The sequence below is a fragment of the Olivibacter sp. EAT-5 genome (assembly GCF_044784325.1).
Taxonomy (GTDB): Bacteria; Bacteroidota; Bacteroidia; order Sphingobacteriales; family Sphingobacteriaceae; genus Olivibacter; species Olivibacter oleidegradans.
Window position 1 is genome coordinate 552,056 of the sequence record NZ_CP173028.1, and the last position, 20,167, is coordinate 572,222.

Here is a 20,167-nt window from a genome sequence, read left to right on the forward strand (position 1 = left end):
CTACTTAACCATTAGACTATTTAACTACTTACAAGGCAGTAAGCTTTAAGCGCACCTGCCTACGTTACTTCATTGGCTAATTATCACATTGGCTAATTGACTAACCGAGCGTAGCGAGCTCATAAATACCTTTAAAGTGAACACGAATGAATAATTCCCTACTCAACAACTTCTAGTGTCATTCCCATCAAGCCTATTACTACATCATTGGCTATCGCTCGCAATTCAAGTGTCTTCAGTTCCTTCGTCGGATCGAGCGAGAAGTCCAATAGCGTGGCGGCGCCACCGTCGATTGCCCGCTTCGTAAATCCCTTGATTTCATCATAACTTCCTTCCCCTCCGCGTACGAACCGGCCGGTTTTCAAATGCAACCGATAGGGTTTTTCCTTCAGTAGGGAAAAAGCATAACCATCATCCTCATAATCCTGCTCGATCGGCCACCAATTATCGGGATTTCGGAGTTCCAGCTTTTCTTTGGTCCCGTCCGCGTAAACAATAGTCACTAGGCCATTGATGAACTGGCTCTGCATGGGGTTGGTGGTGCCGGCCATTAGCAAATAAACATGCGAGGCTTTGCCTGTTAGGGCAAGGGTCTTCTTTGTTGGGTAGTTGTCCCACTGCGAGGTAAACAGGATATCGTTTCCATCAACCGATAATTTTATTGGTACACCATTTGGCAAGCGTATATGACCCTGCGCCTTCGCTAACCGTTTGGTCCCTTGATCATCTAAAACAGGTTCAATCAAGGGATAGCACCAATTACCGATACCTTGCCAAGGTAGTTGTAAGGTCGGCGCACCCGGTCGTGGACTTAAGTAACGTTGCTTAAACAATTCTGTTATTTTTCCGTTGAACTCCTTGCTTAAGTCCAGCATTTCGTATCTACCCTTGCTTTTGCCTTCAGTCTTCGGAAAAGCACTGCGACGATAAGCATCTTCAACGCGTACATCCACAGGCATCCACCATTGCGCATTCCCTTGTCTAAGCTTTACAAAGAACAATGATTTCCCCACTCGCTTGAAGGAAAACTTCCGTTTCTCATTTGAGGAATCCACCAATACTCGTTGTGGATCGTACACCTCTTCAAGCCGTGCTTCACGGATATCCAAGTTCAGATCCTGTCCCAAAACGACACTATTTTGATAGCCCAGTTCGGCTATTTCTTTATCAGCCCACTCGATCTCAATGTGGTAGCTTGCAGTCTTGGGTATCGACACCTGAAGTGTCGGCTGCCCCAGTGCTTCCTCTATCCATGTGCAGTCAACGTCTTTTCCATTCACCCTTACCTGCTTTACTGCCGCTTTTTTAGTGCGCAACAGCAATTTCAAGTTCATACTCCTTTGGTATCTTGGCGTGATTTCATAGTGATCAAGCAATCCCGAGCGCTTAAAAGAAAAACTTATATTGGGAACATCTAAATCTGCTTCATTCCACGATTGCGGTAAACCAGGACGTATAGTAAGCGTATCAGCTAATGCATCCGGTAAAATGCCAAACAGTCCTTCCGTTAAGGTTCGAGCCGCTACGCCAATCGGATCGGCAAAATCCCGGTATAACTCGCCTCTTTGCGCATCATAGAAAGACAATTGCTGAAAATTACCCGGACTGGCACCTAAGTACATGCTTTCTATAAGGTTGCTTTTCCACAATCGAAAAGCATCTTCCGCTTTGCCTCCCTGCCAGTACGCAAGAGCCGTTTGTAGGTTTTCAGCAAGTGCCACATTGTTGATCGACCAAGTGTACGGTTGCCAATTTGTTGTAGACAAGGTGTAGAAATGCTGCTCCGATAGGCCTATCGCCCGTATGGGGATATGGGGAATGTGCTCATCAATATAAGTTAGTGACTGATAGCGCTGAAAGGGTGTAGCCATGCGGGTATCAAGCGCATGATAGATTGTCCACAATCCTGGTTGCTCATGTCGTAATCCCTCACCCAAGAGATCCTTATATTCGGCATACCAGCCTTTATCTTTTAACCACAAATGCTTGTTTACTGCTTCTTTAATTTTAGCAGCCTCCTGTTTATAAGGCCTTGGATCTTCACCAACGATCGTAGCGAGCTTTGCCGCCATCTCAAAACCTCGATAATTATACGCCGAGGTGTGCGTTACGCCACCACCACTATACTGCAGGGCATCGCTTGCCCAAATGGCGCAATACGCGTCGTATAGCCCATCACCGTCCTGATCAAAATTCCGTTTCTCCCATGCCAGGTGCCTTTTGATGGCAGGCCAGCTAGCTTTTATAAAGGCGGTATCACCTGTATATTGAAAATGGTTATATAATTGGTCAAAAAACACCAAGTTCATATCATAGTGATGCGGTTTGGTATTATCATTGGGATTTCTAGAGATATATCCACTGGAGAACACGGTTGTGCCCATCTCTTCAAGCTGTCTTGCCAGATGCCGTGAGGTATCCGATACCACTGGCCCTTTCTCCGGCTCCAGTACCTGAGAACGAAGGTAAGCTGAGAAATGCAATTTAGCGCGATCATGCCAGCCCAACGGATCAGCCACATAAGCCCCTCGCCAGGCATTTAAGCGCATGCGCCAAGCCACTGCACCGTGTAAGTAGGTTGGAAACTCCCATATGGCGTCCGCCGCAATCGCCAATGCACCACCCAGCGTGTTGATATAAGGATCGGGGGTTTTAAGCTTTACGCGCTCCGTTAAGCCCTTCCGTTTTTCTTCAGCCTGTTGAAAAACTACTTCCAATGGCGCCTGACTTTTTTCCCGTTGGATTGCTATATAAACCGGGTGTTCGTCTTTTAGCAGATATTGAGCACCCAACACCGGACGATCAATGGATGAACTTTCCCATAATTCAGGTAAAACCGTCAACTTATCTGCATCCAGCAGCTTCAGGGACGGTTGTCCGGAAAAAGTACCGAACAATTCCTGCGTTTGCTTTTTCTTATTTAAAAAGTTCAAATGGAATCCGCGATTGTTTAGGGTAAACGTATTCGCTTCGCAATTCTGGGGCAATAAATAAAAGCTCGATTCCGGGTCGGCACCTATGTCGCCGGCACGACTGAAATTTTGCCCACTAGCTCCTCCATAGATAGCCAAAAGCTTCGTTGAATGTGTAATATTTTCTCCCTCCACCTCCAGAATTAAACCTTCGTTCTCCGCTTGTGCCAAAACTTGCACCGTCAATCGCCCATCACCCAACAGTGTATCTTTAATCCAGTAAATCATTGTCCCTGGACGATACCGAGTTTCAATATGATCCGCATCAATCAGTCTTTTATAGTTCTTACCATCGGTCAGCACAAACTGTAAGTTACCGCCCATGCCCGGCAAGTATAAAGCAAATTCAGGCAAATCGCCCGCTTCCACGCGAAAAGCCGTATTCGTGCCATACAAGGCGCGATTAAATCGCCGCCTCCCTTGCACCAATACAAAGTCTTCGCCCTCGGGTTTGTAATGTACCACTCGTTCTATACCGTGCCATAAAGGCTTATGGTCATTTTCCTGCGCGTAGGATGGATCGCTCGATAATATCATACTTATCGATATGATCATGCTCAGAAAAAATGTTCTTTTTTTTATCATAACCAATTATTTACTTTCTTTCTCCGCGAAAGAAAGTAACAAAGAAAGCTCTCGGCTGAAAATGTTCTTTGAGCCTCTATGCCGTTACATAGCTTATGCTACCCGAACCTTTTGAGGCCGATCTTTATTTATATGAAAGTTAATTCCTTCGACGATTCCCTATATTTTAACCAACAACAAAGTATCAAATAAAATTCAAACACTCATTCCATATGGCCATTCGGGCCTACACGCTAAACCTTTGAGCGGCTGAATAGGATCGCTTTACGCGAAACGAATAACCAATAACTAATTAATTCCTTTTGGCGCCTCCATCACCCTTCCATTGATCTTCACATCCTCAAAGACAAGGTTCTTAACATGGTCGACCTTAAAGGGTTCTTTAATTCCTTTTAAATTGCAATTAATCATTCGCAGATTCGTTACCGGCGACTGCTGATAGGCTGCAACCATCAGCGCGTATTGCCCACCTTTTTCGACGTTCAGATTTTCTACCCAAATATTACGGATCGTAGGAATGTGATTCCCCGGTTTTTCATAAAACATATTGCACTTGACAGCGGCTTCTTTGAACGTGCCGACCTGTACATTTTTCATAAATACATTTTCAATGATCCCTCCACGGCTCGAGCTCGTCTTTATCCGCAAGACACGATCCAAGTTAGGACTATCCATTTCACAATTGATAGCATAAATGTTCTTAGCGCCTCCAGCAATCTCACTACCGATGACGACGCCACCATGCCCATCTTTCATCACACAATTCTCGATAATATGATTTTCTGCCGGGCGACCGATATTGCGGCCATCTTCATCTCTTCCCGATTTAATGGCAATGCAATCGTCGCCTGTATCGAAATAACAATCGCGTATCCATACATTTTTACAAGCTTCCGGATCGCAGCCATCGTTATTGGGCCCATGACTAATCACTTTTACCTTTTCAATCAGTACATTTTCGCACAATACGGGATTGAGGTTCCACATGGGTGAGTTAATCAACTTCACATCCGCAATCCATACATTTTTACACTGATAGGGCTGTATAAAATTAGGTCGTAAATAATGCCCATCACCAAAAATCCGCTTTTTAGGATCTACTTCTTCATGCATCATCTCATGCAGGGCATTCCTTGCAGGGGTTTGCTTACCCAACTCTTCCCGCCAACCGTATTTTTTAGCCCCACACCACCACCACCAATAATCGTTATTTGCATTTCCATCCAGTATCCCATTTCCTGTAACGGCAATATTCTCTTCCCCATAAGCATAGATAAAAGAGGCATAGTTCATACATTCCATTCCCTCCCAACGCGTGAAAACAATCGGATAATCCGAGCTATCCCGACTGAATACAATCGTGGCGCTGTCCGCTAAATGGAGATTTACATTACTCTTTAGATATATCCCACCGGTGAGAAACTTTCCATAAGGAACAACGACCCTTCCTCCACCGCTTTTATGACAGGCTTCAATCGCTTTTTTGAAGGCTTCCGTGTTTTTAGTCAGTCCATCCCCTACCGCACCAAAGTCCGTTATCAAAAAATCCCGTTCTGGGAAAACAGGCGCTTTAATCTGTCGCTTAAGCATTTCCATTTCCTGCTCCGGTTGCTTAGCGGAAGTCCATGCCTTCTCTTGCGCGTAACTATTAATTGACCAAGCTGACATAAAAATGAAAGATAAAAACCTGAATTGGAAAGATCGTTTTGATAAAAAAGAATACCTTTTGTTTAACTTGTTATACATGAATGAATCGTTTTTTGGCACTATCTCGATGTTGGTGTTAAAGCGTTAATATAAACTTCTATATTTAGGTATTGAGGGAAAGACGTATTAGTTTGTAGCGCATCGGTAGCGTCATTTGCATTGAGCCCTAAACGCTGCTCCCACACGTCAGGAATCCCGTCCTGATCGGTATCTTTCAATGCAGTGGCTTCGGGAAAAGATCCCAGCCCATCATTAGGTAAGGCTACATCAGATTCCGTATAAATATAGTTGCCCTGCTTTCCTTTTGAGCGCAACTCATTGATCATCGATAAATCGACTTCATCTCTGCTTGGCAAGGTAGCACCGGCATTATTCAATACATAATGATAAGCTTGTTCCGCGTTCATGCTCGGCGTTTTTGCCGGATAGGCGAAAGGCTGTTGTACAAAATTTGAATCCGCTAATCCTGGATATCCGATGGTGTCGAAGGGTACCAAGCTACCATCTAAAACGCCGTTCTTATTAGGATCGAAGTAATTTCCCGCGGCATGCAGATAAAAAGTTCCTGTACCACGTGAGAAAGGTGTGTTTTTTGGTGGTGTAAGTGGACCGGAAATAAAGTAATTATTGAGAATATTAACCTCAGAAATACCGGCCGATCCCCCCATAATATAAGCATCCCCTGAAACGGTATGTCCCATAGGATTATCTAAATTTCCATAATTGTATACTACATTATTAACGAATTCATTATACCCTTTTACTTTAGGATTGCGGGTTTTATTGCTGTGATAAAGGTTCTTTAGCATACTAATTTTTCCATTCACCGTTTGAATCAGACCGCCTGCCGAGTGATTATGCCGATGCAAGCCTTGTCCGATGATGGAATTCTGTATGGTTATGCTATCGGGTTCATTTCCTTTATTATCCCAGTTAATGGAGAAGACCTCATCCTGCCCCCAAGAAAACGATACATGATCAAAAATCATATTTTTACCATTAGCTACGCCTGAAGCATCATCATTGCGCGATGCACCTCCATTCACTCCCAGCCTAATTCTCATATAGCGGGTAATGGAATTGTTTGCTCCGGTAAAGGTGACTTTACGACCATAGAGTACAACGCCCTTACCGGGAGCCGTTTGTCCAGCAATGGTTGTATTCGCTGCGACACTTAAATTAGATTGCAAACGAATGATGCCACTCACCGCAAAAACGACAAATCGACCCGGCTGACTCACTGCATCGCGAAATGACCCAGGGCCATTATCATTCAGATTAGTGACTATATAGACCGAAGGATTAGCGGCTCCACGAGCACCCTGTGCAAAGCGGCCAAAGCCCTCTGCTCCCGGGAAAGCAATAACTCGCCCATTTTCCATATAAGGATGGTTGTTGTCTGATTGTGGTAATTTAGAACAGGCCCCTAGTAATGCGGCCATTCCTAAAAAGCCGGCAAGCCAGCGATTTTTTTGTAAAAGAATAGTTTTCATCATAATTCAGGATTTTATTGGTTATACCTCACATTTAAAAATAAAAGCACTGGATGTTTGATACTTTCCGCCTTGCGAGGCGCCAAAAAGCCACGCCGGTTGATCATCCTCCAATAAAAGCATGGGTCGCTCTAAGCGCCCGTATCGCTTCAAGTGTGCGGGGGCTGGTGGTTCTTGTACATAATGACTCAATGGCTGAAAAGCTATTTGTGGTTCTGACCAATGCAATCCATCATCAGACTCCATAATCAGCCCTACTTCATGGTTAAAGACACCCATGTCGCGCGCAATCATTTTGAACTTGTCCCCTTCACGCCAAACAAAGGCATCCTCAAACTGGCGATTAGCTCCCTTTGCTGAAAAATCAATAACCGGATTATGGACATACTTTTCATACGGACCTTCCGGCTTATCGGCGAAGGCTACGCCATATTTTCTGTTTCCCCGGATCGGTCCCTTTGTTGTTTCATAGTCGTGGGTATTCCATGACTTGTAGTAGAGCCAATTTCTGCCATCTTTTCCTCTTACCCAAGCCGGGTTTGTGGTGCAATGATCATCCCATGCGCCCGCTGCACCCGGCAAGAGAATAGGCGCATCGGTGCGTGTCCATGGACCGTCGAGGGATGAGGATGTGGCTAAACCAATGCGCTTTGTATTGGTTTTACCATTGGAGTTTCCCATATAAAAAAGATAATAAGTGTTACCTATTTTCTTTATCAGCGGGTTATGACAAGTCGTGGCGTCCCAAAACCCGGTGCCACGCGGGGCTAATACCGTTTCGAGTACCTCAAATGGCTTGTCAGGAGCGTCTGCTACCGCATGAGCGATTTCAGAGCCTTTGATCCATCCGCTCATTCCCAGATCTGCCTTCCATCGTGAGAAAAACACATGCGTTTTACCATCCGGAGCTTCAATTGGGCTGTTGCACCATACATAGTAACCAGGCAGCTCCAAAGCTCTACCAATCGGTTTCAGTTTCCTACAAAAATCTGATATCCGGGCATCATCTTTGGTTCGCGCATGGAGCATTCTTCCCCCTTGCACCCATAGTGCTGCCAAAGAAAAGGATAAGGTGTGGATGAATTTCTTTCTATTGACTGTCATTAGTTCCTCGCTTTTTCTATCTCAACTGCATATATACCTTCAAAGCCTTCAAAATTTGCCCGGAATATGATCCATTTCCCGTCCGGTGAATAATGCACATTCGGTTCCAGCTTATAATTATGATGTTTCATATTGACCAAGCGCTCCGCCTCAAAGTGATCACCTTGAGGTTTAAAAAGATAAATATATTGTCCGTCCGGTGCTTTAGCTACCGACCCTGGATCGCCGCCATCGCCAGCAAAGGTTTTATCATCAACTGCGGATGTGTAGTGAACAGACCATTCGTTTCGTTGCAATTGGTATTTTATCTCCTTTCCGGTTTTAAGATCCGTACCACTTACAAAAAATGTTTGACCGCGAGGCAATTGCAGATCGTACCATATGTAGTTGCCGTTCTTACTGAACCATTCATGGCCCGCAATTTCCATATCCATGCTGCGTTTATGAATGAGTTTGGGCGTAGCTTTTGTTTTTACGTTAATGGTCCAGATCCGATCGACCTTATGCCAAGGGCCTTCGTGACAGAACATTAATAAGTTGGGATCTGTAGGAGAAAATTGTACATGATTTAACCAGGCGCTATCCGTAAATATCTTTTGCAGTTGTCTTGTTTTGATATCGATGGTAAATAATGTTCTCGGTAATCTTGCTTCATAAATGCGATTGAAATACTGGCTCTTTTCCGGATAGCGTTTTGAAATTTCTTTCTCTTCCTCCGTGGCATAGGCTCCGCCTAGTAGGGAAGCGTCAGCATTGATCGTTGTAATCGAGGCCTTGAAATCTGCCGGAAATACAAAGATCAGTTCCTTTTTACCTGTTTTTACCGCTAGGCTGAATACGCTATCCTGACATTGATAATATACTTTCCCGCTTTTTGCATGCACGATTTCCCCTTGGATTTTTCCGGATTCTTGCGTTAACCGGCGAACTTTCAAGTTTTCTAAATTAACTACATAAAGCTGCTTGTCTTTCACATTAAGGTTATAGATTTCTTGTGCCTTATTCTTTAGCTCTCCCGTATAACTTTCTTTCTGTCGCTCATTACTTCCGTAAAAAACCATTTCATTTCCCACAAAAGGATTGTTATGAAAATAGAAGCTCAAATTGATTCCCGGCCTCCGCACCAAACGCATCACCCGATGATGTGTTACGTTGTCGACCCATTCATCCGGCATTTCCTTTCCGCCGGTTTCCAATAATGGTTGCGCAGGTAGGATCGCTACCTGCAGCAGAGCAAAGAAAAACAATAAATGCTTTTTCATACCTTTTGAGTTCTAAGTAATAAGTTATACGTTATAAGTATCCCTTATGTTAACACATGTATGTAAGTCACAAGTGGCTCACATTAGCTAATTAATATACCCTGTCGAAGGACGATTTGTCACCTATAATCCACACACACAGGCCGTTGGTTAAACCAAACTTAAAGTTATACGCTATAAGTATCCCTTATGTTAACACATGTATGTAAGTCACAAGTGGCTCACATTAGCTAATTAATATACCCTGTCGAAGGACGATTTGTCACCTATAATACACACACAGGCCGTTGGTTAAACCAAACTTAAAGTTATACGCTATAAGTATCCCTTATGTTAACACATGTATGTAAGTCACAAGTGGCTCACATTAGCTAATTAATATACCTTGTCGAGTGACGATTTGTCACCTATAATTCGCCTACACCGGTCGTTGGATAAGCTGAGCTTAAAACCTACCACTTATGACTTACAACTCCCATTAATACCCTCCATTCTGCGTATACACCCCTGGCTTCGCATCCAATTCGGCTTGCGGAATGGGATAAAGTGTATAATTTAATTGAAAGGGATCAATACGTGACTGAACGTCCTCTTTTTCAATCCAGCTACTCATGACCGATTCCGCTAGACCACTTCGAATCAAGTCGTGCCACCTTGATCCTTCGGCAGCAAATTCTTTTCGTCTTTCCTCCATCAAACCGGCAAGGTCTACCTGACTCCTAGGCGCTAAACCTGCTCTTGCACGAACCCGATTGACCACTTGATCTACCTCCGCTTGTGATCCGGAAGCACCATGCAGTGTACATTCAGCCCTTAACATTAAGATGTCGGTAAAACGCCAAACAATGAAATTAATGGGCCAGTCTTCGCGATTATTCGGCACACGTGATAAATCAATATATTTTTTAAAGAATGATCTGGTTTCCGCCACCCCATTATAAACGTATCCTGTTTGAATAGAAAAGGCCTTTCGAACATCGCCTGACTCATACGAATTCAACAAATCATTCGATACCGGACGAATGGTCAAACCGCCCTGATTGGGATGTCCATTGGCATTAAACCATGTGTCAGGAGCTAACAGCCACGCAAAAGTGGCTCCTGCTACCGGATTTTGCCCTGTGATATACTGAACATCAAATACCACTTCGGCATTATTTTCATTATCGTAAGAAAAAATGGAAGCATAGGCATTGTTACCCTCCAAAAATTGGTATTCACCCGAACCGATCACCTCATCCAATAAAGCAGCTGCCTCTTGCCAATTGTTAGTAGCTAAGCCAGGCCCATTTACACCTAAATTAGGGCCCGAGCGGGTCATATATACCAAAGCTAAGAGCGTTTGCGCCGCCGCATTGGTGACGCGACCGCGATCAACTCCTGCATACTCACTTTTCGAGGGCAAAAGAGGAATTGCCGTTTGCAGATCCGCAATAATAAAGTCGTAAATTGCAGCAATATCACTTTGTGGAATGGTAGCTGCTTCACTTGCTGTAATAACGCGATCGACGATCGGGACCCGTCCAAACCAACGCAAGAGATCAAAATAGAAGAAGGCACGCAAGAAGCGGGCTTCACCTTGTAAACGACCTCTCAAATTTTCGTCGGTTACTATGTGCCCATTTTTATCTAGGTGTTCAAGTAAGACGTTCGCACGGTTAATACCATTGTAGTTGGTTAACCAAGCTTCCGCGATATACGGATTCGCTGCCAGATTGCGGTGAAATCCGTTGATGCCTTCCCAATCGCGCACACCTCCATCTGATACAGCATATAAATTATCAGAACGTGTTTCCGATAAATTTAATTGTCGGTCCGGATAGCCGCGCAAAGCAGCATATATGGCATTTGCTCCCTGAATAAAATCATTGGGAATTGCATAGAAAGTTTCTGTCGTAGGATCAGAAATAGGTTGTTGATCGAGCTCCTTCTCGCAACCTGTAAGAACTGCAAGGACCAATAGCACTAAAAAAATCTTGTTCATCACTTTATATCTTTAATAATGATCATCACTATGTATGTTGTCCGACGAGGACTTCTCGTTAAAACGTTACGTTCAATCCGAAGATCAACGATTTCGGAATCGGTAGACCGCCGTAATCACCCGCTTCCGGAAACTGCGTGCTACCACTTAAGTTCGTGTTCGTTGCTTCGGGGTTAAAACCACCTTTGTATTTATCATGACCAAAGAAATTCTCAGCCGTAACAAATATGCGCGCACCTTGGAAAGTTGTCTTCGGAATGATCCGTCCCAAATCGTAACCCAATGTGATATTCCGTACCCGAATGTAATCGGAAGGATAGTACCAATCCGTATTTTTGATTCGGCCGAAAGTTCCGGTTGTCTTTCCTACTTCACCGGCCCCTGGGTCCTCTGGTGAGCGCCAGCGATCGCGCCAGCTGCCCAGCACATTATCCACAATACCGGTTCCGGTCCGGTTAACAGCCCGACCAAATAAAGAGTAGATACCACCGCCCCACTGGCCTTGTACGAGCACACTCAAATCGAAGCCCTTATATCGGAAGGTATTGGTAATACCCCATGTATATTTTGGATTAGGCTGACCTACAATAACACGGTCGTTCTCATTAATGATGCCATCACCGTTGGCATCAAAATACTTCGGATCACCCGCTGTTTGATTTCCATACAAAGCCGCTCCGTTGTCAATGTCGGCCTGCGATAGAATACCCTCTTGCCGAACCACATAAATGCTGTACATCGGGTCGCCCACGCGTAAAATACTATGTGAGATATCAAAAGAAGATGGGATCAGGATTTGCGACTGCCCGTTAGGTAATGAAGTCAGCTTATTGCTGTTATGACTCAAGTTAAAAGAAGTACTCCATTGAAATGCATCCGCCGTCCCTGTAATATTTTGGCTGTTGATTTCCAATTCCCATCCTCTGTTACGTACGCTTCCTGCATTATCCAGGGAAGACGCAAAGCCCGTGATTTGCGACACCGGCACGTTCAAGAGCAGTCCGGTACTCTTACGATCATAGTAATCGATTGTGGCCGTAATGCGATTGTTGATGAAGCCTAGATCAAGCCCGACATCAAAGGTATTCGACTTTTCCCAAGTTAAATCGGGGTTCACGATACCATTAGGAGCTAATCCTGTAACCAGCTGCCCACCTAAAGAGTAGGCATAGTTTCCGAGGACCGACAGGCTACTATAGTCGCCAATGTTGTAGTTCCCCGACTTACCCCAGCTGGCACGCAATTTAAGATCACTCAATGCTCCCTTAATACTTTGCATAAAATCTTCCTGCGACACACGCCAGCCTATAGACGCAGAAGGGAACCAGCCCCATTTGGTATTTGCACCAAAGCGAGATGAACCATCTCGTCTAGCCGACACGCTCAGTAAGTACTTATCTTGATACGCGTATTGCAAACGTCCGAAATAGGAGAGTAAGACGTTCTTGGTTTCCGTTGTATTACCCGTCACACCCAATGCATAATTCAAGGTAGTAATGGTACTGCTTCCATAACCGTTTTGGGATGACATGGTTGCATTATCCAGTTTATCGGAGTTATAAGAAAAACCCAAAAGCGCAGAGATGCTGTGGTCATTGGCAATCGTCTTATTATAATTCAACGTATTTTCATTAACCAGTGTTTGTCTTCTGAAAGTACTATACGTTCCGGAAGTACGTTTGGTTAAATCCGATTGCCTATTCGGTAAACTACCGGTAATCGTAAAAGGAATATAACGCTTAAAGGTATTATCCACATGGTCTAAATTGAGGGTTGTTTTGAAGTTCAGTCCATCAATAATCTCGTATTGACCAAATAAAGATCCGACTGTACGGAAGCGTTTGGTCACGGCCAAGGTTTGCTCTAATTTACCTACCGGACTGTTGGCCGAAGTACTCCAGCGGTATTGAGGGTTGTCACCAACATTAGGATATAGGCCGGCACTTGCTTCCTGTACCGGTGTAAATGAAACTAATTGATGCAGGATATTATCTTTTCCTTCCACACCCGGATCGTTATTAATCGAATAGGTGGGGGTTAAATTAATACCAAAAGTCAGTTTTTCATTAGCTTTCACCTCTACATTGGCACGCGCCGCATAGGAGGTAAAGTCCTGCTCTTTCACCATCCCTTGTTGTCCGTTGTAATTACCCGAAACATAATATTTAACCGCGTCGGTACCGCCACTAGCAGAAAGTTGGTAATTTTGCACTAAACCTTTACGGAAAGTTTCATCTTGCCAATCAATAATATTTAGTCCTGGATAACCCGGCTGCACCCAACGATCATCAATCATGTAACGTGTATCGACCTGATCAGCTGCTATGCCCAGAATAGCACGTCTTTCTTCCGTTGTTTGATCGGCCGTTCTACCCGAGCCGGAGGTGACCCATTGGTAATTGATCATTTCAATAGCACGATCTATCCACTCCGGACCACTTAACATATCAAGCTTTTTACTGCGCTCATTATAGCCTACGTAGGTATTTAAATTAATGGACGGCTTTCCAGACTTTCCTTTTTTAGTCGTGATAATAACCACTCCATTGGCTGCGCGGGAACCGTATATAGCTGCCGATGACGCATCCTTTAGCACTTGGATGGATTCGATATCATTCGGGTTGATATTATCCAATGGATTGCCAGTAGAATAGCCACCATTTTGATTAGGCGTTGCTCCCGATAGCGGGAAGCCGTCCAGAACGTACAGCGGTTCATTTCCGGCGGAGATTGAACCAACACCACGTACCTGGACACTCAAACCTTGCCCGGGATTCCCGGTAGTTTGTTTGACACGGACACCGGCCATTTGTCCAACCAAGGCCTGATCAACTCGTGGAAGTGGTCTTTCCGTTAATTTTTCAGTATTCATGGTTGCTACTGACCCAGTGATATTACCCCGTTTTTGTTGGCCATATCCTACCACGACAACTTCATCCAAACCTTGGCTATCTTGATCCAAGGTAACATTTACAACAGGCCCCGCAACGGTTACCTCTTTTGGTTTGTGTCCCACAAAGGAGAAAATCAAGATTTCATTTTTTGCGGCTTGAATAGCAAAATTTCCATTTGCATCTGTGCTAGTTCCTGCCTTCTTCCCCTTTACAAGCACCGATACGCCCGGTAAGGCTTGACCGTCCTGCGCACTTATTACTTTTCCCTTTACAGTTTCCTGTGCCCATAAGCGCACGGGAAAACTAAACAATAGCAGACACATGAAAAGCCAGCTGATCCCTCGCTGTATTACAAGTGAGTGTACTTGCTGTCTCCGTGTCTGGTTCCGTTCTGATTCTTGGTTCATTTTAAACATGGTTAAATTGTTGGTTTTACTTCGGAGACGATAAAAAACTCCTTCAGTAAGCCTGTTGGTTGTGTATCTGCGTTTGTTTTCGAGTGAATTATTTACTCATTGGTTAGCATAGAGACCTATACCGGCTATTCTAGCTAATACAATATTAAAGAGCTCAATAAATGGATGCATCCTGTAGTGTCCTGTTTGCCGATAGGCCGAAGATCAAAAACAGCGTTAGAAGCCTATAAACGCATTTTTTAACTATGAGTTAAACTACGCAATCGTTTCCGGAATTGATGGGTCGATAAATAGTTAAGTAGTTGAGACGTTGAGTAGTTGAGTAGGGAAGTAGTTAATTAGCCGATTGGTAAATTAGCCAATGAAGCATGGGCGTGGAGCAGAGAAATTGTTGAGTGGTTGAGTAGTTAATTAGCCAATTGATGAATTAGCTAATGTGATGATGGGGCCTGCGGGGGAGTAAAGAAATCAGTGAATTGTTGAATAATTGAGTAGGGAAGTAGTTTAGTAGTGATGACTGCCGGTAGGCAGGAATTATGAAGTGATAAATTTGGACCAGGGGATAGAGAGTAGGAAATTCCATTTAACTAGTTCCCTACTCCCTATTAACTACTCTCTAATAAAGCGGATGTTGCTGTCCTTGTAATCCCGGGTTGTCATCAATCGTTGTGGCATTTAATGGTAAAATTTCCACTTTATTTTTCTCGAGGCCTCGGAACAATCCTGTTATCCAAGCCGAGGTGGCATCGGTTCTATTCGCGTTAAAGAGCGAAACATTACCATGCATTTCAAGCAAGGTATAGCCTTGAGTGTTTAATTCCTGCTGCTCAGACGCTGTTGGAGCTTGCGAATAACCGATAAAAGGAACTGCGACGACCGGATCGAGGAAAGATTTAGCTTGCTCTTTTTTATAAGCTCGATATTTGTCAACGCCGGCATATGGCCCTTCACCTTTTGCCAATTGGATGAGTTTCTGCTTCGTTTCACTAAGTGTTTCGTATAAAATACCCCACCTAGCCAAGTCGGTTCTACGCCAGCCTTCAAAGCCGAGTTCTAATTTCCGCTCCGAAATAACGGCCTTTTTGAAGTCCTCATAACCACTCGGTGTTGCCCCCATTTTAGCTCGATCATTGTTAAAAGCTCTTGACCGTACCTTTTCGTACATTTCAACGGCAAGGGCTGTTGGACCATGGTTCAGTTCGTTTTCAGCTTCGGCATACATCAACAAGACATCCGAGTAACGCAGTACCGGCCAATTGATATCCCGTTTATTAATAGCTGTTCCAATTTCCGCTTTCCATGTCACCCGAAATTTACCGATGGTCATACCGGCATAGTTGTTCATCTGCCGGGTATTATCGCTCGCGATGCTATAATTACAAATCGCTACGTCCCTTCTGACATCACCCTCACTAAAATCGAAATAGTAAGTTGGCAAAGCTCCCATGGCCGGTTGAGCCTTACCGAACATGCAGTTCGTATGGGCAAACATTCCATTTGTATAACCAATAGAACCATCATTACTATTCGCACCATACTGACCATATTCAAGCATTGTCTCAACATTATATTGTCCATTCACCAAATCGCGGAATACCGTCTCATAAGCAATTAAATTATTTTCGCCACGATCTACAATGGCCTTGCAGGCGTCTCGAGCAATCTCGTACAGCTGTGTAATGCGATTGACATCGTCGCGTTGTGCTATCTTAACAGAACCTGGAGAATACGAATTCAGGTCCCAGCGCAATGAATAACCGGCAGCATACAACGCTACCCGGGCAAGCACTCCATAAGCAGCATTTTTAGTAAAACGCTCCGGCGTGGCCACCATCCCCTCCCCTTTCCAAGGTAACAGTTCGATCGCTTTTTGAAGATCCTCAATACACCCATCCAAGATGGTGTCGCGACTTACTCTTGACGAATTGAAGGTCCCTGCATCCACAACCGGAATTTTGGGATACGGAACATCTCCGAAGAAACGGACCACACTAAGTAGATTCATCGCCCGGATGGCATACGATTCACCTAAGAGCATATCCAGTTTGCGCTTTTCCTGCTCATTGGCGGCCTCCATTTGCGGCAGATTTTTAATACATACATTTGCGTACTCGACACCGGCATACATCGCTGTATAAGTAGAAGTAGGAATGTTGGAGGTATTATATACATAATTCGCTACCTGATTTTTTGAATTGGTTTCTCCTTCGGTAGAGAAACATTCGTCGGTTCCCATACCGAATTGATAATATAATTCACGATTGAAGGTGCTGCTATAGGCACCCAATACCGCCATCTCGGCCCGGGAGACGTTATCAAAAATAGTTTCACTATCGAATTCTTTTTCGGACGGCATCTCCAGCCATTTCTTACAGGAGCTGCAAAGAACAATCCCTAACAAAAAAATAAGTTTTATGTTCGTTTTCATGATTGACAAGCTTTACGGTTAAAAGGTTAAGTTAGCGCCTACGACAATACTTTTTGTTCTTGGATAAGCCGAATTATCTACGCCTCTGGTGAGAATAGACCCGGTAGCTGAAACTTCCGGATCATAGCCCGAATAACCAGTGAATGTATGGATATTATTCAAGGTGCAATAAATTCTTGCATTATTTATGAAGGCTTTCTGTAACCATGATTTAGGTAAAGTATATCCCAGTGTGATGTTATTGATGCGTAAGAAAGAACCATCTTCGAGGTAGTAATCCAAGGCATCAGTAATAGCAATGTTATTCGGTGAATGCAGACTCCACATCGCTTTTTTATCATGCTGATTAGGATTTAGCTCCGCCAACCGACCCAAATCGCTTGTTTGCATACCCGTTGCCGGATCAATTAAAGTGAAGCGGTTATTCATGACAGACAGCGAGTTTTGATTGGGCAGATAAGGTCCTATGTAACGCTGGGAGTTCATATTAAAAACTTGGTTACCGTAACTGAAATTGAGGAATACACTTAAATCAAAACCCTTATAGGCAAAAGTATTATTGATACCGCCGAAATACTTGGGTTCAGGGGTTCCAATGACGGTGCGATCATTAGTGGACCAAACCGGGTTACCGTCGGCATCGGTCTCACCACTGAGCGCTACATACTTAACATCTCCTGGCTTTATGGATGAACGCGCCTTCCCTTTCAAAGAGGCCACACCGTCTTTTAAGGTATAACTGCCATCGCCATTTTGGATAAAATCATCGGTTGTATAAATGCCATCGTATTGATAGCCATAAAACAGTCCGACCGTATTATTGAGCTCCGTCCAGAAATCGACACGAGAACTCAAATTGGTGCGCATATAATCACGGTCGCCACCGAAGAGTGATAATACTTTCGATCGGTTAAAGGAGATATTTAAACTTGTTGTCCACTGAAAGTCGTTTGAACGAACATTCACTGTATTTAGCAGGAACTCAAAGCCTCTATTTCTGATGGAAGCCACATTTTGATTTTGGCTGGTATAACCCGTAGAAGTGGGTATAGCCACACTAATAAGCAAGTTCTTGGAGATGTTATTATAATAGTCGGCCGTTAGTGACACCCGATTCTTAAGAATAGAAAAGTCTAAGCCAATATTGGTGGTCTGTGTCTTCTCCCACTGCAAGAGCGGATTACCCAATTTATCTGTCGGTTTTAATCCATTAACCTCTACATTGTTAATAGCATAAGTGGTGGATTGATACAAAGTGGTATAAGTATTATTCCCGATATCACAATTTCCGGTTGTCCCATAACCTACCCTGAACTTCAGCTGGTCGAAGAAATCGATGTTCTCCATGAACTGCTCTCGATCAATGTTCCAAGCAGCGGACGCAGAAGGTAAAGTGCCCCACTGCCGACCGGGCATAAACTTCGATACACCGTCGCGTCGAATCGTGGCCGTTAATAGATAACGATCATCGTAGTTATACATCAAACGGGCAAAACCGGAAACCAAGCCATAGCGTGATTTATCAGACGAAGGACGGTCGATCCTTCCTGCCATACCGACGTCATTCAAGCCGAAATTATTTTCAGGAAATTCATAATACGTATTGTTTAACGACATCGACTCCTCATAAGTTGTCTCCTGTCCCAATACCGCATTGAAATTATGTTTATCAAACGATTTTTTCCAAGAAAGGGTATTGACGATCTGCCATATAAATTTCTCACTGTTGTTACGACTACCGTAGGGCCCTTTATTATTTTGTGCCGTTCGCGTACGACCATCATCCCAGTAATCACTGCGTGTTTGTGTCCATTGGTAGCTTCCAGCGGTACGAAACGTGAAGTCCTTAAGAAAATCCACATTCAAGCCCATATTGACTCCCGCTAAACGGGCATATTTCGTTTGGGTAACCGCATCATTTGTAATAATCGGATTATAGATATCGTATTGGGAATCCTCTGCCTGCAGCTCTTCTGCTATATCACTTTGGATCAATTGTTCGTCCGTAAATCGGATACCACCCGTTGGAGGCTGCAAGACAGACATTTTGAGCATGCCGCCTAAAGAACCACCTCCCTCTGTTTTGGTGGCTTGCAAGTTTGTGTTGAAATCAAGACTAATCCCTTCGGCCAATCGCTGGTTGAATTTAGCACGGACACTATTTCTTTCATAACCCGTTTTTGCAAGAATTCCATCCTGCCCGGTGAAGTTATAACTGACCATAAACTTCGTTTTCTCAGAACCACCGTTAATATTAACGTTATGGTTCTGCAAAATAGCTTGATCCCCAAACACTAAATCCTGCCAATCGATGCCAGCCCGTGACCCATAGTCGCGTGCAATCCGATCGTAAGCTCCGGTATAGAAGTCGCTGCTCGATACATCACCACCAAACATGTTCGCCCACTGGCTTTCCTTTCCCCAAAGTGTCTGAAATTCATACTGATATTTTACATACTGTTCTGTGCTCAGTAGATCAAGCTTACTGCTCAGCTTTTCAAAACTGAAATATGTATTATAATTTACCTCGGTTTTACCTGATTTACCTGACTTGGTAGTGATTAGAATTACACCATTAGCACCGCGTGCACCATAGATGGCGGTGGCTGACGCGTCCTTCAAGACTTCGATCGATTCGATGTCGTTGATATCAACATTACGTAATGCGTTTTCCATTTGAAAGCCATCCACAATATACAAGGGGTTGGTTCCTTGCGTTATGGAAGTCCCACCGCGGACAGTGATATTAATATCAGCACCAGGTGCCCCACTTTGTGTCACTACATTAACCCCAGCAACCCTACCAGTAATCGCTTGTGCTGCGTTGGTTACCGGTATATTCCTGATTTCGCTCCCTTTGACCGTACCAACGGCGCCCGTTAAATCCCGTCTTCTCGCCGTTCCGTAACCAATGACGACCACCTCATCCAAACCTTGACTATCTTCTTCCAATGACACGGTTGATACTCCTTTTGCAGGGACTTCCTTACTGTGGTATCCCATAAAGGAAAAAACCAGCACGGCATCTTCACCGGCTTGTAAGACAAAATTTCCGTCCGCATCGGTAGTAGTTCCTTGCTTTGTGCCTTTGACAAAGACAGATACACCGGGCAGCGATGCGCCATCCTGACTACTAATTACTTTTCCACGAACAGGTTGTTGCGAAAAAGCGGAGGGCAACAGTGCATAAAACAAAAGAACAGTAAGTAAACAGTAAGTCCGCAAGGCATTGATGCGCCAAGGTAACTTTAATTGCCCTGCATACATTTTAGTAATTTTTCGGTTCATAAGTTTAGTTTATTAGATTTACATTAGTTGAATC

The 20,167-nt window shown here is 44.1% G+C and carries 9 protein-coding genes; all 9 read right to left on the bottom strand.

What is annotated here, in order from left to right:
• Positions 1-158 precede the first annotated feature (158 nt).
• Positions 159-3,557 carry a DUF4450 domain-containing protein gene (locus tag ACH11B_RS02425; protein ID WP_377613002.1) on the bottom strand — a complete coding sequence of 1,133 codons (3,399 nt, stop codon included), beginning with the start codon at positions 3,555-3,557 and terminating at the stop codon, positions 159-161.
• A 288-nt stretch (positions 3,558-3,845) separates the two neighbouring features.
• Positions 3,846-5,225 carry a glycoside hydrolase family 28 protein gene (locus ACH11B_RS02430; protein ID WP_377613004.1) on the bottom strand — a complete coding sequence of 460 codons (1,380 nt, stop codon included), beginning with the start codon at positions 5,223-5,225 and terminating at the stop codon, positions 3,846-3,848.
• 98 nt (positions 5,226-5,323) lie between these two features.
• Positions 5,324-6,760: a polysaccharide lyase family 1 protein gene (locus ACH11B_RS02435; RefSeq protein ID WP_377613007.1), complete on the bottom strand. Its 1,437-nt coding sequence runs from the start codon at positions 6,758-6,760 to the stop codon at positions 5,324-5,326.
• Between the two features lie 18 nt (positions 6,761-6,778).
• The gene (locus tag ACH11B_RS02440) at positions 6,779-7,861 is read right to left on the bottom strand and encodes a glycoside hydrolase family protein (protein ID WP_377613009.1); all 1,083 of its coding nucleotides are present in this window, start codon (positions 7,859-7,861) and stop codon (positions 6,779-6,781) included.
• Entirely contained in the window at positions 7,861-9,123 is a 1,263-nt protein-coding gene (locus ACH11B_RS02445; protein WP_377613011.1) for an oligogalacturonate lyase family protein, read from the bottom strand. Before ACH11B_RS02445 ends, ACH11B_RS02440 begins: the two co-directional genes overlap by 1 nt.
• 478 nt (positions 9,124-9,601) lie before the next feature.
• Complete coding sequence (locus ACH11B_RS02450; protein WP_377613013.1) at positions 9,602-11,107, bottom strand: RagB/SusD family nutrient uptake outer membrane protein; 1,506 nt, start codon at positions 11,105-11,107, stop codon at positions 9,602-9,604.
• Between the two features lie 58 nt (positions 11,108-11,165).
• Positions 11,166-14,408, bottom strand: a complete 3,243-nt coding sequence (locus tag ACH11B_RS02455; RefSeq protein WP_377613015.1) for a SusC/RagA family TonB-linked outer membrane protein — start codon at positions 14,406-14,408, stop codon at positions 11,166-11,168.
• A 625-nt stretch (positions 14,409-15,033) separates the two neighbouring features.
• Complete coding sequence (locus tag ACH11B_RS02460) at positions 15,034-16,845, bottom strand: RagB/SusD family nutrient uptake outer membrane protein (protein ID WP_377613017.1); 1,812 nt, start codon at positions 16,843-16,845, stop codon at positions 15,034-15,036.
• A gap of 18 nt (positions 16,846-16,863) precedes the next feature.
• Positions 16,864-20,133, bottom strand: coding sequence for a SusC/RagA family TonB-linked outer membrane protein (locus ACH11B_RS02465; RefSeq protein ID WP_377613019.1), 3,270 nt, complete (start codon positions 20,131-20,133; stop codon positions 16,864-16,866).
• Between the last annotated feature and the right edge of the window lie 34 nt (positions 20,134-20,167).